This is a genomic window from Streptomyces sp. NBC_01450 (genome assembly GCF_036227505.1).
Taxonomy (GTDB): Bacteria; Actinomycetota; Actinomycetes; order Streptomycetales; family Streptomycetaceae; genus Streptomyces.
The window spans coordinates 16,803-32,734 of record NZ_CP109482.1 but is presented as its reverse complement, the minus strand read 5'-3'; the positions used below and the strand labels follow the sequence as shown (position 1 = coordinate 32,734).

The following is a 15,932-nucleotide window of genomic DNA, read 5'->3' as shown; positions in this document are numbered from 1 at the left end:
TCAACCGGATACTGGTCGCTCAGGCACAGATCGAAGAGACGACCCTGATAACGAGGGACAAGTGGATCCCGCAGTACGACGTGCAGATCATGCCCGTGTGAGGGCTGACCGCTCCCTTTTGTGTCACTCGTCGGCCGCCGGTTTGCTGGTGGGCGGATGTCCGATCGCGACGGACGGCGGCTGGGATCGGGCGCCGGGCGCGCAAGTCGTCGTCCCCGTTGCGGCGGGCGGTGATCGATCCAGTAGTTGGGAGCCAGCCCACCGCGCGCTGCGGGTGTGAGGAGGGCGCAAAGTAGCACAGGGAGTGTGGGCCGGAGAGCGAGGTTTTCGCACCGCTTCGGGTGCGGCAGACTGGTGCGGAGTCCCGCCTGCCCGGCCGGACGAAAGGCTTTCGAGACCATACAGGGGAAACCGACAGTTCCGTGAGTTCCGTGAGTGACGAGCCCCAAGCCCCGGGGTCCCACGCCCCGGAGCCCGTCGACGAGGGCGCGTTCGGTATCGACGCGTTCTCCCTCGACGACCGGCTGCGGCTGTTCCACTTCGCTGCCGCCGAGAAGCGGCACGAATACCTTTGGCTGCTGCGGGCGTTCGACCGCGGGCGCGCCAACTACAAGGTACTGTTGCACGCTTCGGACGCGGTGGCGCTGCTGGAGCAGATTGCGGCCGGCCATCCGGCAGCGGGCGTCGTTGGCGGGTTGGCCGGTGTTCAGCCGTTGCTCGACGCGCTCGCGGAGTGGCAGGTCCTGGACCGGTCCTACGACGGGACACGGGCCGCGAATCTCGCCGAGTACCGCAACCGGCACTACGTGTACCAGTTCACCCAGGCCGGATACCGGGCCTACCGGGCTGTGGAGGACGTGCTCGGGGCGAGTCTTGAGGACGCTCAGCTCTCCCGCCTCGTCTTCCCCGACATCCTCGGCGACCTGCACGCGCTGGCCAATGCCAATGTCGCGGGCGACGGGGAGGAGGTGTACCGCAAGCTCGGCCGGCTCGACTCCGTGCTGAACGAGATGGCGCAGCGCGCCGCCCGTTTCTACCTCATGCTGGGCGACCTGGCGCGCACCAACGACACCCGGCCCGAGGTGTTCCTCGCCCACAAGGACACCCTCCTCGCGCACATGCGGGAGTTCACTGCCGAACTCGGACGCTACGCCCCGCTGTTGGCCGAAGCGGTCGAGAAGGCCGCGGCCACCGGTGTGGACCGCATGATCGAGTACGCGGCCGAGGCCGACGAGCGGCTCTTCCGCAGCCCCGCCGAGCGTCTGGCGGACTGGCGGCGCCGGTGGGACGGCATCGTCCACTGGTTCGCGGAGCGCGAGCGCAGCGAGACCGAGCGATTGCAGGACGCCACCGTCACCGCGATCCGCTCCGTCCTCGCCCTGCTGCGCCGCGTCACCGAGGCCCGCCGGGGAGGGGTCAGCCGCGAAAGCCAACTGCGCCACCTTGCCCAGTGGTTCACCTCCTGCGAGAGTGACGAGGACGCGCACACCCTGTTCCAGGTGGTCTTCGGGCTCGGCGCACCCCGGCACATCGCCGTCCCGTACGCCGATCCGGAGCAGATCCCGGGGCGTACGTCCTGGTGGGATGCAGAACCGGTCGAACTCGCTCGCACCCTGGTCCAGTCCGGCCGCACCCCCGCCCTGCACGGCCCCGGCCGCATCGAACGCAACGACGACCGGCGGGCCCTGCTCCGCGCGGAGCAGGTGAAGGAGCAGTACGAGCGCTGCAGTGCCGCGAACGCCCTCGCCTCGGACGGCGTGTACGGCCGGACCCTCGACGAGCCCGAGACGCGGGCGCTGCTCGCCCTGCTGGACGTGGCGCTCGCCGCTCGTGCTCCCGCCAGCCGCCTGGTCACCGCCGCCTCAGGCTCCGCCCACGGGGTACGGCTCACCCTCAGCCCCGCCGAGGGCCTCACTACGGTCGACACCGTGCGTGGTCGCCTCCATCTCGACGGGCTGCGCCTGGAAGTCACCCACCGACTGGAGGGCGGGACCGCATGAGCCACGTCGCCGAGGACGTCTCTCCGCTCGAACTTGCCGACTACCAGAAGGCCGTACGGCTCGTCCTGCGGCATCCGCTGGTCACGCCCGGTTATCCGGACAGGACGGCGCTGGCGACCGTGCGCCGCTGGGCCGGACAGCTGCGCACGGATCTGATGGAGGTGTTCGGCTACCGCCTTGTCACCACCGCCGACACCGCCCGGCTGCAGCGTGCTCAGGACGGCCTGGACACCACCCGCCCGGCCCTGACCCGCGCGGGACGCCCCTTCGACCGTCGCCGGTACGCCTACCTCGTCCTCACCCTTGCCGTCCTGGGCCGCCACGGCGCGCAGGCGGCGCTGGGCGAACTGGCCGACGCGGTCGCCGCCGACGCCGTGCGCATCGACGGTCTCGGGCTGGACACCGCGCGCAAGCCCGACCGGGACGCCTTCGTCGATGCCGTCAGCTGGCTCACCGAACGCGGCGCGCTCACCCTCGCCGACGGCTCCGCCACCGCCTGGGCCGGCGATCCCGAGCGCGCCGAAGCCCTCTACGACATCGACCGCGAGATCCTCCTCGCCGTCCACCACCCGACCCGGATTCTGCAACACCTGACCTCCGTCACCGCGCTCCTCGACTCCGGCAGCGCGCTCGGCATGTCCGTCGGCCGTGCCGGTCGGCGCCGTGACCAGGCCCGCCGCGCGCGCCGTTTGGTGCTGGAGAACCCGGTCGCGTACTACGCCGACGCCGACACCGAACTCCTGGGCCAGCTTCGCGCCCCCGCCCTCGCCGAGGACCTGGAGCGCCTGACCGGGCTGACGGTGGAGCGGCGGGCCGAGGGCATGGCGCTCATCGACACCTCCGGCAGGCTGTCTGACATCCGTTTCCCCGGCGGCGGTACGGTCGCGCAGGCCGCCCTGCTTCTCGCCGCCCGGATCAGCGCCGCCGTACAGCGTTCAGGACGGCATGCCCTCGACCTGTTGCCTGCGCCGACCGCCGCCGAACGCCTCGCGGCCCGCGCCCGGCGGATCGACGGCGCCCTGCCGTCGCGGGGGCTGATCGCCGAACTCGCCGATCCGGGTGATGAGTTGGCGTACGAGATGTACGGGGTGTCCGGCGATGCGGTTCAGGAGCCGGGGGAGACCCGGTATCCCTTCGTGACGGACTCCTGGCTCCGGGGCCGGCTCAAGGAGATCACCGGCGAGTACGGTGCGGGCTTCGCCGCCGATCTGCGTGGCGATCCGGACCGGCTGCTCGACCGGGCCCTCGACCTGCTGGCCGCCATGTCGCTGATCACCCGGGTCGACGGCGGGGCTCTGGCGCTCCCTCTCATCGCCCGTTACCGCGGGGTCACCGCCCGGGTGAAGCCCCGTAAGTCCCCCCAACCGCCGGCCCAGACCGTCCTGTTCGCCGAAGACACCGCCGAGGACTCGACCCCGTGAGCACCCCCACCCTTGCCCCGGCCCCCCGTTACGTCCCCACCCGTGCCGGGATCATCAACCTGTGGGACTACCGGGACGAGGAGTTCTCCTTCGCCGGCGGCTGGCTGGTTTTGCGCGGCCCCAACGGATCCGGCAAGACCAAGGCACTGGAAGTCCTTTTCCCGTTCGTCCTCGACGGCCGTATCGACCCCAAGCGGCTCAACCCGTTCGCCGCCGAGGACCGCACGATGAAGTCCAACCTGCTCTTCCGCGGGCAGGACAGCGCGCTTGGCTACGTCTGGATCGAGTTCACCCACCGGGAGACCGGCGAGTCCGTCACCTGTGGCATCGGGTTGCACGCCCAACGGCACCGCGACACGCCTGCTCGTTGGCACTTCGTCGCCGAAGGCCGCGTGGGCGAGGACTTCTCGCTCCTCACCGACGACGACCGGCCGATGACGCGGAAGCAGCTCACCGCCGAACTCGGACGCGAACCGATCGCCTCCACGGCCGACTACCGTGCCGCCGTCGACCAGCGCCTGTTCGGCCTCGGCCGGGAGCGATACGAGCAACTACTCACCCTGATCCTCACGTTGCGCCGCCCGCAGCTCGCCAAGAACCTCGACCCGGCCAAGCTCTCCGACACCCTCACCGCCGGTCTGCGCCCGCTCGACGACGACCTGATCGCCGAGGCGGCCCGCTCCTTCGACGACATGGAGTCCGTGCAGCGCACCCTGGAGGGGCTCACCGCAGCCGACGACGCCACCCGTGCCTTCCTCGCCAGCTACTCCACCTATCTGCGGGTCCACGCCCGCACCGCCGCGGACCGGCTCACCGCCCGTCGCGCCGAGAGCGCCGAACGTGCGGGCGCACTGCGCGCCGCCGCCGTGGACCTGGCGGCGGCCCGAGAGCAGCAGGCCGCTGCCGAGACACGCGCCGAGTCTGCCGACGCCTTGCTCGCCGCCCAGCGTGCCCGTCTCGACCAGCTGCGATCCTCCGCCGCCTACCAGGCCATCGAGCAACTGGCCGACCTGGAACGTCTGGTGCGCACCTGCGAGCAGACCGCTCGGCAGGCGGCCGACGAACGCGAACGCCGCACGGCCGCCACCGGCCGTGCCCGCGCCGAGGCCGAACACGCCGCCCGGCTAGCCGCCGAACTTGACGCCGCCGTCTCCCGGGGCGCCGCAGCCGTCGCCGATCACGCCCACACCGCCGGCCTTCCCTGGACCCCGGCGGACGCCGAGCCCGCCCGCATCGCAGACCGCTCCGCCGCGCTGGCAGCGGCCCGCCACGAGGGCGTGCGGTCGGTGCGCGACGCTCAGCAGGTGGCACGAGGCGCCGAGCAGACCCGTGACCTCGCCCGGGTCTCGTTCGACCGCGCGCAGGAGGCCGTCGCCGCGGCCGAGACCGTCGAGTCGGCCGTCGAGTCGGCCGTCGAATCCGCCCGTGAACAGGCCCGTACGGCACTCGGCCAGTGGACGGATGCCCACGGCGCCCTCCTCCCGGAACCGGGTGCTGAGCGACTCGCCGAAGCTCTCGAACTCACCTGTGAGCCAGACGCGTTGACTCTCACCGACACCTTCACCGAGGCCGCCGCTTACGCCGTGCAGGAACTGCGCGACACCCTCGCCGCCCTACGCACCGGGCGCGCCGACGTCGAGCGCCGCCGCGCCGAGACGGAGGCCGAACGCGACCAGATCGCCGCCGAACGCGACGACGCCCCGCCCCCGGCTCGCGGCCGAACCGCCGACCGGGCACCTGGTGACGGCGTGCCGTTGTGGCAACTGGTCGACTTCGAGAGCGAATTGACAGATCGTCAACGAGCGTGCCTCGAAGCGGCCCTGGAGGCGTCGGGCCTCCTGGACGCCCTTGTCACCGCCGAGGACACCCCTGTGGCGGCCGGGGACAGCGAGGGCTACCTCCGTGCCGGTGCCCCGGTGAGGGGACCGAGCCTCGCGGAGCTCCTGAAGCCCGAGGCGCCCGAGGACCTTGACGGCTACGTCGCGATCCCGGCCGCGCGTATCACCGCCGTACTGCGCTCCGTCGCCGTCACCGGCGACCTCGACACCGGAACCCCGCAGATCAGCCCCGACGGCCGGTACCAGGCTGGTGTCCTGGTCGGTGCCCACACCAAGGAGCACGCCGAGTACGTCGGCGCCACCGCCCGCGCCCGCCGGCGCGCCGCCCGAATCGCCGCCTACGAGACGTTGCTGGCCGAACTGGCCGACCGGCTGGATGAGTTGGCGCGCGAACAGGCCCGTATGGACACCGCCCTCGACGCCTACGTCGCCGCCCGCGCCGCTCTGCCCCGCACCAGCGGCATCACGCAGGCCCTGCGCGAACTCGACCGGGCCGCGGCGAGGCTGCGCGCCACCCGCGACGCCGCCGACGCCGCCCAGGCGTCGTACGACGAGTCGGTGGCCGCCTGCTCGGTCGCCGAGCGCGCCCTGCGCCGCACCGCGGCCGAGCACGCCATCGAGATCGAGCACGTCGACGCCGTCGAGACCGCGACCCGCGCCTTCGAGACGGCGGTACGCGAACTCACCGCCCGCCGTCGCGAACACGCCCGCCAGACCGAGGCCGCCCAGGCGGGCGCCGACCGGCTCACCGCCGCCGCCGAGGACGAGGAGGCGGCGCTGGAAACTGAGCGCGCCGCGCGCCGCCGGCACACCGAGGAGGCCGCGGGACTTGAGGCCCTCCAGGAGGCCGTCGGGGCCGAGGCGCAGGAGGTGATGCGCCAGGTGCAGACGGCCGAGGACGCGATGGACGCCCTGGTGAGGGAAGCTGAGGCGGCTCGCACGGCCCAGCACGCCGCGATCGCGTACGCCGCTGCGGCCGAGGCCCGCCGTACGGCCGCCACCGAGGCCGGGTCGGTCGCCGCAGCGGAGGAGAAGGACACCGCGCGCAGCCTGCGCCCGTACGCTGTCCGGGAACTCCTCGACATCCTGCGCTGCCCGCCCGGCTTCGCCTGGCCCGCCCAGGAGGCCGACTGGGCCGGGGACGCACTCCCGTCTGCTGTGGTCGCCGTGCATGAGGCGATCCTCTCCGCGACCCGAGACCTCACCCCCACCGAGACCAGCCTCAAGCAGTCCGTCACCCGTCTCACCAAGGCCCTGGACGACCTGCAGGCGCAGCTCGCCGCAGCCGGACAGGACTACCGGCCCGAGTGGGACGGCTCCGACGGGGTCATCGTCGTCCGTGTGGCCGACGAGGAAGGCCCGCTGCCCGTCGCTGCCTTCGCCCAGAAGATCTCCTCCCACCGCCGTGACCAGGCTGAACTGCTCTCCGATTCCGAGCAGCGCATCCTGGAGGACGCCCTGCTCACCCGGCTCGCCCAGCAGATCCACGACCGCACCGTCGACGCCCGTGACCTCATCCGGCGGATGAACACCGACATGCGGGCCCGTACGATGTCCTCAGGGACGACAGTCGGTGTGAGCTGGCTGCTCGCCGACCATCTGGACGACGAACAGCGCGCCGTCTGCGCCCTCCTCGACGCCGACGCCGCCCGTCTCGGCCCGGACGGTCTCGCCCGGGTGCGCATACACTTCGCCGCGCAGATCAAGGCCGCCCGCGCCCGTCACCGCGACCAGCCCTACCGTGAGTTGCTCGCCGAGGTGCTCGACTACCGGCGCTGGCGGCAGTTCGCGTTCCAGCTGGTACGGCCCGGCGAGTCCGGAACGACCGAGGAGCGGCTCACCCGCGCCCGGCACAGCCGCTTGTCGGGCGGTGAGCAGTCCGTGTCGCTGCATCTGCCGCTGTTCGCCGCCGCGCACGCCATGCTCAACTCCGCCGACCCGCACGCCCCGCGCCTGCTCGCCCTCGACGAGGCATTCGCGGGCGTGGACGACACCGGGCGCGGCGAGCTCATGTCGCTGGCCGCCCAGTTCGACCTCGACCTGTTCATGACCGGCTACGACCTGTGGGCCGCCCACGCCTCCGTGTCCGCCGCGGCCCACTACGACCTCGCGCACACCGCGGTCGACCACACCGTCTCCGCACTCCTGCTGGTCTGGGACGGCGAGGGGCTCCTCGCGGACGGCACCGGCCATCTCACCACCGCCCTCGGCTCGCCCGGCACCCGGCGCGTCCCGACACCGGAGGAGGCCGCGGTTGCCGGCTGAGCGACGTGAACAGCATGAGTACGAGCACGACGAGTTGCGGGGCGAGGGCTGGACCCGGCTGCTTGCCGCCGCCCGCCGCAGACTGGAGCGCACCGGCGGCGTGCTCGACGGCGACATCGGGCTCGCGGGCCCCAGCGAGGCCGAACGCCGCGCTGTCATCGGCATCACCGGCCGCTACCGGCCCGAGACCGCCCAGCGCCTCGCCGTACCCCTGCGCGACCTGGACGGGTATCTGCACGACCGGTACGGCAGCGGCCTCCTGACGATCCTCGGTCGGCTCCACGGCCCGCTGCGCGACCGGGCGGCCGAACGGGCCGACGAGGACGAGCGCCGCGAACAGGCCCTGGAGGCGGCGCACTTGAGCCGGCTCGCCGGGCAGGGATGGTTCGTCGCCTGGCTGGAACGGATCGCCGCCGACGGCACGCTGACGCGCCTCGTACGCCGTGGGGACGTACCGCTCCTGGACGCGGCGGTACGCGTCCTGGAAAAGCTCCCCGGTGACCGGGATCGCCTCCCCGGTGACCCGGACCGGTTCCCCGCGCACCCGGGCGGACTCCTGCCGCTTGCGGTCCTCGCCGAATGGGCCACCGGCGACACCAAGGCCCTTGTTCCCGGTGCCCCGCTTGAACAGCTCGTCCTGCGCGCCCTCGCCCAGCGCACCGGCGACAGTTCGGTCGTACCGCGCGAGCGGGCCGGGCGGCGCGCCCTGTGGGAGAGCGCCGGAGCCATCGCCGACGACCTGGCCAGCCAGGTACTCGTCCTCAACATCGGCGCGGAGGGCAACACGGTGGTCTGCGACTGGCTCCGCGACGCCGCCGACTTCGGCATCCCCTTCCGGCTCACCCTCCACCAGCTCACCACCGACCCCGTGGTTCCCGCCACCCGCACCATCTTCGTCTGCGAGAACCCGGCTGTACTGCGCGCCGCGGCCGGCGAGCTTGAGGACACCGGCGCTGCCCTCGTCTGCACCGAGGGCGTCCCGTCCGCCGCCTGCCACAAACTGCTCGACGACGCCGTACAGGCGGGAGCACGGTTGCACTGGCGCGCCGACTTCGACTGGACCGGCCTGCGTATCACCGCGCACGCCATGGCCCGCCACGGTGCCCGCCCCTGGCGGATGAGCGCCGCCGACTACACGGCGGCGCTCGGCAAGGGCGAGTCGACACCGCTCGCGGGACCGCCCGCGGCCAGCCCCTGGGACCCCGAACTGGCCCGTGCCATGGAGGAGTCGGGCAGCACGGTCATGGAGGAGCGCCTCCTCCCGGTGCTCCTGTCCGACCTCGCTCCTGCCTGACCCGACGGGTCCGGTGGCCGGCCTGATCTGTCCGCCGGGGAGCGTAGGTCGCTACGTCATTCACGAGTTGGTGCCTGAGGTCGAGGATCAGGTCCCGGTGCGTCAGGCGCCTTCCTCGGTTCGCTCGGGCTCCGCGTGCGGGGGAGAGAAGGAGCCGATGGGTGACCAGAGGTACCCGCGTTCCGTTGAGACGTTGCCTCGCAGAGCCAGATCTTGATGACGCGGGTGCCGGGGCCGCACAGCATGTGGAGGTCCTCGCGGTCTGACGTCAGGACGGTCGTGGGGGAGGGCCAGGCGAGTGCAGTGGCGGCCACGAGGGCGTACTTGCGGCAGTGTAGGCCCGCTGCGGCGAGGAGTTCGCTTGCGTGGCGGGCGATGGTTTCGGTGGGCGGGACGAGGGCTTCGACGTAGGCGGACATGCCGCGCTTGCCGGTACGTGCCTGGAGAGCGGCGATGGTGCCTTCGTGGAGGGAGACGGAGACCGGGCGGACTGGGCCTTCACCGGAGTGGGATCGGGGGTGAGTTGCGCCTGGGCCTTGACCCCGGAGTTTGAACACGTCTATGCGGCTTTGGCCAGGCTAGTTGTTGCTGCTTGGTGGTCGTTCTCGTAGGCGATCGGAGATCGATGGCCGAGGTGGGAGTGCCGGCGTCGGGTGTTGTATCGGGTCAGCCAGCGGAAGGCGTCGAGTCGCGCCTCGCGCTCGTTCGACCAGCCTTTGCGGCCCTTGAGCGTCTCCCTCTTGAAGGCCGCGTTGAACGACTCGGCGACGGCGTTGTCGGCGCTGGAACCGACCGCGCCCATGCTCTGCCGGACCCCTGCTGACCTGCAGATTTCAGTGAAGGCTCTGCTCGTGTATTGGGCGAGTTCAATCAGTCGTTGCAAGTCGTCTTCGCGGAAGGTCCGGTCGCGGACGTGGTGGAGGAGGTTCTCGATGCGCCAGTGGCCTTTGATCCATGCGGCGAGCTGTGCGCCGGGGGCGGCTCCGAATGGCAGGCTGGTGATGAGGTGGACACGCTCGATGGTCAGCTTCCCGGTGTGCTGATCGCGGCGCCAGCGCACGATCTGGAGGACCTGGGCCGCGTCGGGGTAGTCGATGTGGGCGAAGGCGACGGTCTTCAACCGGTGTATCTCCAGGCGGTGATGGGCTCGGTCGCGGGTCTGGTGGTCGAGCACGATGTCCCGCCAGGGAAGCTTCCTGACCTGGTCGAACAGTCCGGGGTGGTTGGCTTTGACGACGGCGAGGTGATGGGCGCCGTGCCGGCGGAGGTAGCGGCCGTGGTCGTGCTGGGTGTGCAGAGCGTCGGCGGTGATCACCGTGTGGTTCAGGTCGAGGGTGTCCAGCAGCGGAGCGAAGGCGGGAATCTCGTTGCTCTTGTCTGCGACCTGGCGCTGGTCCAGGACGCTTCCGTTGTGGTCCATCGCGGCCGGCAGGGTGACGGTGCTCTTGCCGCCGGCCCGGGATCCGCGCAGGACCTTGCCGTCCACGGCGATCGCCCGCAATCGGCCTTCGGTGCCCCCGTCTTCGGCGGCGCGGGCGGTGAGGAAGGCACCGATCGCGGTGTCGAGTGCGTCGCCGTCGAGGTGGGACAGCAAGCGCCGCACGGTGTGCGGGTGCGGGGCCGGGACCGGTGACTCTGCTGTCGATCAGGTCGTGGTGCACCCCGCACAGCAGCATCAGGTTTGATTTCTACTATTTCTATTGTGCTTTGATTTTTCGCGAGCCTTGTTAATTAGATTTTGCTCTTTCCGAGTGAGGGAGTAGATTAGTTTAGAGTTATTCATCCACCCATTAAGCAGGGCGTGCGAGCCTCCTAATCTAAGCGAGTACGACCATGCGCTTTCACCTTTTGAATCACTGTTCCATTCGGCGGCCCACTGTAGTAGGTGGCGGATCTTTTCTTCACGGCTATACCGAATTAAATTCACGAATTCTGTCCCAGGCGGTTTGCTGCTTACCTTTCGTTCTTCCTACGGAAGGCCGATCGCAAAGGTTCAATAGTTTAGCCGCACTGGACGAACTTCTTGAACTCTTCGGTCCGGTGTCGGCGGTGCAGCGACAGGGCTGTTCCAAAGTCCTGCCGGGTGGGTGAAGGTGCTGGTCACGGCGTGGTGACGATGTCGGCGAGGGCCGCTACGAACAGATCGAGGCTCCTGTTGTGGACGGATGACCTTGCCAGTCACCGTCTCGAACCGGAGCCTCGATGTGCCGTCAGTCTGCCACCGTCTGTCTCGTCAGGTCGCCGTCGTTGGCGGGTGTTCGGAGCTGTCGTTGGCGGAGCGGCTGGTCAGGCTCCCGGACCCGCGCCATCGCCGGGGCGTACGTCACCCGTTCGTGGCGGTGCTGCTGATCGCTGCGTCCGCCGTGGTGGCGGGCGCGCGGTCATACGCGGCGATCGGGCAGTGGGCCCGCAGTGCCCCGCAGCAGACGTTGGCCCGGCTCGGCGCACGCCTGCTGACCTCGCTGAACGTGCGGATCGCGCCGAGTAGATCGACGATCCGACGGATCGTCTCCACCGTCTGCCCGGGCGGCCTGGCGGACCTGACCGGCGAGGTTCCGGTCGGGGCGGAGTCGGTGGCCGCGGACGGCAAGAGCGCCCGCGGTTCCCGCCACGGGCAGAGCCCGGCCGCGCACCTGCTCGCCGCCATGACCAGCGACGGGGTCTTCAAAGTTGAGCGGTGCAGGGTTGGCGGCCACTGACTGCCTGTCACGGTCTGTGATGGGTGGGGTGGTTGTCGGCCCTGGATGTAGGACGCCCGTGGTTCTGGTGATCATTTCTGTTCTCTACGCAGAAGGATCGCTGGGGAGCCACGGGCTTGGTCAACGATATGACGTTGCTGCTCGACCTCGACGGGGTGTCCGTCATACGGGTCGAGCGGTGCGAGGACGGTGGGCGCCGGGTCCACCTGGCCACGGCGGATGCCTCGGCCCGGGCCTGCCCGGCCTGCGGGGTCTTCTCGTCCCGGGCGAAAGGCTCCGCGACCACCCGTCCTCGGGATCTCCCTTACGGCGAGCGCGGGCTGGAGTTCTTGTGGCACAAACGGCGCTGGTGGTGCCGCGAGCCGGCCTGTCCCCGCAAGTCGTTCACCGAGCAGATCCCGCAGATCCCGGCCGGCGCCCGGCTGACCGGGAGGCTGCGCAGTGCGGCCGGGCGCCGGATATGGGATGCAGGCTCCACGGTCATCCAGGCCGCCCGCGATCTGCATCTGTCCTGGCCGACCGTGATGGACGCCTTCAAGGTCGTTGCCCGCGAGGTCGTCGAAGCACCGCTGCCCGAGGTCGAGGTGCTCGGCATTGACGAGACCCGGCGCGGACGGCCCCGCTGGGAACAGGATCCCGACAGCGGCAAGTGGCAGCTGACCAGGGACCGGTGGCACACCGGGTTCGTCGACGCGCTCGGTGTCGGTGGCCTGCTCGGCCAGGTCGAGGGCCGCACCGTCGCCGACGTGCTGGCCTGGCTCGCCACCACCCCCCTGACCTGGCGCAACAGTATCCGGCACGTGGCCATCGACATGTCAGCCACCTACCGGGCCGCGATCCGCACCGGCCTGCCGAACGCCGTCGCCGTGGTCGACCACTTCCACATCGTGCAGCTCGCGAACAAGATGCTGTCCCTGGTCCGGCGCCGCACCACCACCGAAATCCGCGGACGACGCGGACGCGCCACCGACCCGGAACGGAAGGCTCGCAGGCGCCTGCTGCGCAACCGCGAGGACCTCACCGACGAGCAATTCGCGACCATGTGGAACCCGCTCCTGGACGAGGGGAAGATCGGACAGACACTGCTGACCGCCTGGATCGCCAAGGAAAGCCTGCGCACCCTCCTCGCTCTGGCCCGCACCGGCGCCGACCGCCACCGCACCGGCCAGGCCCGCTACAAGTTCCTCACCTGGTGCGCGGACGCCGACATCCCGGAAGTGCGTACCCTCGCCACCACCGTGGACCGCTGGTGGCCCGAGATCGCCGCGTTCATCGCCACCGGGCACAGCAAACGCCAAAAACGAGGGCATCAACGCGTGATCAAGCTCGTCGCCCGCGCCGCCTTCGGGTTCCGCAACGCTACGAACCAGCGGCTACGTACACGCTGCGTCACGACTCGTCGAGCCCGCGGGCACCTCCGCACCGCTCAACATTGAAGACCCGACAAAGTCCGTGCGGCGACCGCTCGTTCGAAGACTGAGCGGCCGGTATCCGCCGTGGTAGCCGAGCTCAACCCGGTCCTGCGGGGTTGGGCTGCGTACTTCCGTAACGGGAACTCCGGACGGAAGTTCAACGTGGTTGACGGCTATGTCCACGAGCGGCTGGCGATCTTCGCCAGCGCGAAACACGGGCTTGCGGGCAGGAACTGGACCACCCGTTTTACTTATGGGTGGATCACCCGGCTCGGTGTCTACCGTCTTACCGGAAACGTGCACAGAGCGACGGCGCATGCCAGCCGGTGAATGATGTCGGAAAGCCGTGTGCGGGAGAACTGCATGCACGGTGTGCGCCGTGAGGCGCTTCGTTGTATCCCCGACGCAGTCGGGAGGAACTCGGAGGGAGGTTCTTGGGTCGCCTGACTTACCTGGACGCGAAAGCGCGAGGGGACAAGAGCATGTCAGGGAAGCGGTGGCCGTCCGGAGGTGTCCGGGACGGGGTGCCGCGAGACCCGCACGATATGGCCGAAGTTGCGCCGCGAGGCGCTCTGTTGTATCCCCGGCTCAGCCGGGAAGGACTCGGAGGAACGTTCTTGAATCGAATGGCTTACCTCAGCCTGAAAGGGTGAGAGGGACAAGAGCATGCCAGGAAATCGGCGACTGTGTCCAGACGTTAGGAGCAGTGCGCCGAGCGATTCACGCAATACGGTGAAAGCTAGACTGCCTGAATCCCAATCTCCAGGAGATGCAAATATCCATCCGCCGGAAAGACGTCTGGAACCGGCGCCACGTCCTGCATCGGCATTTCTTTCGCGGCCGTTGCAACCTCCGGAACGTGGAGCGATGCCCAGTGAGGGCATTCAAGGAGATGAGTGGGGCACCTAAGTTGCGTTAGTACGTACGACAGAGATGAACGCGGGATCACCTAAGGGATGCGAATCCTATGGTGACGGAGACCCCATAGTAGTCGCCGGAGTAACGACCGGTCATGAAGTCCGGGAAAGCCGGAATGAGGGCGAAGGGGGTCAGGTGATCGGACACTCGAAGACCTGGGAGGTATGCGAAATTGCAGAGCGCCGAAACAGTGCTGGGTGTCCTCCGTGAACGCGGCAGGCACGGCCTGCCATGTAATGAACTGTACCGACAGATGTTCAATCCGCAGCTGTATCTCATGGCTTACGGGCGTATCTACTCCAACAAGGGAGCGATGACGCCTGGAGTCTCGGCAGATACCGTGGACGGCATGTCGCTGGACAAGATCGAGCGCATTATCGATGCGATGCGCCACGAGCGCTATCGATTCAGTCCGGTCAAGAGAGTCATGATCCCGAAGAAAAACGGGAAACTCAGACCCCTCGGATTGCCTGGCTGGACGGATAAGCTGGTTGGAGAGGTGATGCGTCTCCTATTGGAGGCATATTATGACCCCCAGTTTTCCGATCGGTCCCATGGGTTCCGTGCCCGTCGGGGCTGCCACACCGCGCTGCGCGAGGTGGCTAATACCTGGACGGGTACGACCTGGCTGATTGAGGGCGATATCTCCGACTGCTTCGGGTCGCTTGACCATGAGGTCATGCTCTCGACGTTATCTGAGAAAGTCCACGATCGCCGGTTTCTGCGGCTATTGCGCAACATGCTTCAGGCCGGATACTTGGAGGACTGGGTATGGAACGCCACGCTCTCCGGGGCACCACAAGGCGGTGTTCTCTCTCCCACGCTCTCCAACATTTATCTGCACCGGTTGGACAACTTTGTCGAAAAGGTTCTGATACCCGAATATGACCGAGGGGCGGAACGAGTTAAGAATCCCGCCTATCGTAAGGTTCAGAAAGCACTCACGCTAGCTCGGGTGCGTGGTGACCGTGCCGAGGCGCGATCGCTACGTAAAGAGCTACGCAGTATGCCGAGCAAGGATCTCAACGATCCTCGCTACCGGCGGTTGCGCTATGTGCGGTACGCCGACGACACCTTGCTCGGTTTCACCGGACCGAAAGCCGAAGCCGAGGAGATCAAGCAACGCCTCGGGCAGTTCCTGCGTGACGAACTCAAACTGGAGCTGTCCGAGGAGAAAACATTGATCACTCACGCCAGAACCGGCGCGGCAAGATTCCTCGGTTACGAGATCACCGTTCAGCAGAACGACAAGGCGATCAGCAATGGCCAACGGTCAAGCAACGCGACCGTCAAGTTGCGGGTGCCAGTCGCGGTGATCAAGGCTAAATGTGCCTCCTATATGAAACGCGGGAAACCCGCACGCAGGACCCCTTTGATGAACATGGACGATTACACCATCGTCTCTATCTTCGGGGCCGAATATCGCGGGTTGGCACAGTACTACCTGTTGGCCAGTGACGTCTATCGGCTGAATCGGCTGAACTGGGTCATGGAGACATCGCTGCTAAAGACGCTTGCGGGCAAGCACCGCTCGACCGTATCGAAGACGGCGGCCAAGTATAAGGCCAAGGTCGAAACTCCATACGGGTTGCGCACGTGCTTCGAAGCGACCGTTGAACGCAGTGGTGGCAGGAAACCACTGGTAGCACGGTACGGTGGCATACCACTTCGGTGGCAGAAGACAGCGGTCCTCGAAGACCGTAAACCAGATCGAGCAGTTGGTCCCAAGGAATTGGTCACCAGACTCCTTGCGGGGAGGTGCGAGATCTGTGAGCGGTCGGGGAAGGTTCAAGTTCACCACATCCGAAAACTCTCGGATCTCGACAAGCTCGGTCAGCCGGACAGGCCGGCGTGGGCATCAATCATGGCGAAGCGGCGCCGCAAGTCCCTTGTGGTCTGCCAGAACTGTCACGACGATATCCATACTGACTCGCAAGTCGCGAAACCCACGGAGTAGTCACTGGAGAGCCGGATGCCTTTAACGGGGCACGTCCGGTTCGGTGGGGGGTCGCGTGGAAAAGGGTCTGAACTCCAGATACCTCGCCGCGCGGCCTACCCTGCGCTGGATTGCTTGAAGCCCAATCT

At 68.5% G+C, this 15,932-nt stretch carries 8 protein-coding genes and 2 pseudogenes; 8 read left to right on the top strand and 2 right to left on the bottom strand.

Annotation, left to right across the window (positions count from 1 at the left end):
- The first annotated feature begins 431 nt into the window (after positions 1-431).
- Genes OG568_RS59520 through OG568_RS59505 form a run of 4 tightly spaced genes read left to right on the top strand, consistent with a single transcriptional unit; the run spans position 432 to position 8,818 of the window.
- Positions 432-2,000, top strand: a complete 1,569-nt coding sequence (locus OG568_RS59520; protein WP_329538357.1) for a TIGR02677 family protein — start codon at positions 432-434, stop codon at positions 1,998-2,000.
- Entirely contained in the window at positions 1,997-3,421 is a 1,425-nt protein-coding gene (locus OG568_RS59515) for a TIGR02678 family protein (RefSeq protein ID WP_329538356.1), read from the top strand. The genes OG568_RS59520 and OG568_RS59515 overlap by 4 nt, the downstream gene beginning before the upstream one ends.
- Positions 3,418-7,524 (top strand): TIGR02680 family protein, encoded by a 4,107-nt coding sequence (locus OG568_RS59510; RefSeq protein ID WP_329538355.1) that lies wholly within the window; start codon positions 3,418-3,420, stop codon positions 7,522-7,524. Before OG568_RS59515 ends, OG568_RS59510 begins: the two co-directional genes overlap by 4 nt.
- A complete protein-coding gene (locus OG568_RS59505; protein ID WP_329538354.1) occupies positions 7,514-8,818 on the top strand; it encodes a TIGR02679 family protein in 1,305 nt (434 codons plus the stop codon). Before OG568_RS59510 ends, OG568_RS59505 begins: the two co-directional genes overlap by 11 nt.
- Before the next feature lie 559 nt (positions 8,819-9,377).
- Here OG568_RS59505 and OG568_RS62045 read toward each other — a convergent pair.
- Positions 9,378-9,620 carry an integrase core domain-containing protein gene (locus tag OG568_RS62045; protein ID WP_443078018.1) on the bottom strand — a complete coding sequence of 81 codons (243 nt, stop codon included), beginning with the start codon at positions 9,618-9,620 and terminating at the stop codon, positions 9,378-9,380.
- 87 nt (positions 9,621-9,707) lie between these two features.
- Positions 9,708-10,427, bottom strand: a pseudogene (locus tag OG568_RS59500) (ISAs1 family transposase); the annotation flags it as partial.
- A gap of 661 nt (positions 10,428-11,088) precedes the next feature.
- Here OG568_RS59500 and OG568_RS59495 point away from each other — a divergent pair.
- From OG568_RS59495 to OG568_RS59480, 4 genes and pseudogenes are all read left to right on the top strand, one after another.
- On the top strand, positions 11,089-11,517 hold the full coding sequence (locus OG568_RS59495) for a transposase family protein (protein WP_329538352.1): 429 nt from the start codon (positions 11,089-11,091) through the stop codon (positions 11,515-11,517).
- 116 nt (positions 11,518-11,633) lie between these two features.
- On the top strand, positions 11,634-12,953 hold the full coding sequence (locus OG568_RS59490; protein ID WP_329538351.1) for an ISL3 family transposase: 1,320 nt from the start codon (positions 11,634-11,636) through the stop codon (positions 12,951-12,953).
- Between the two features lie 18 nt (positions 12,954-12,971).
- Positions 12,972-13,259, top strand: a pseudogene (locus OG568_RS59485) (group II intron maturase-specific domain-containing protein); the annotation flags it as partial.
- A gap of 760 nt (positions 13,260-14,019) precedes the next feature.
- Positions 14,020-15,804 carry a reverse transcriptase/maturase family protein gene (locus OG568_RS59480; RefSeq protein ID WP_329536215.1) on the top strand — a complete coding sequence of 595 codons (1,785 nt, stop codon included), beginning with the start codon at positions 14,020-14,022 and terminating at the stop codon, positions 15,802-15,804.
- Positions 15,805-15,932: the final 128 nt, after the last annotated feature.

Bases quoted from the DNA above. Each gene is read 5' to 3' on its own strand.
- OG568_RS62045 (WP_443078018.1), bottom strand. From the start codon at position 9,620: ATGGGCGCGGTCGGTTCCAGCGCCGACAACGCCGTCGCCGAGTCGTTC.
- OG568_RS59515 (WP_329538356.1), top strand. From the start codon at position 1,997: ATGAGCCACGTCGCCGAGGACGTCTCTCCGCTCGAACTTGCCGACTAC.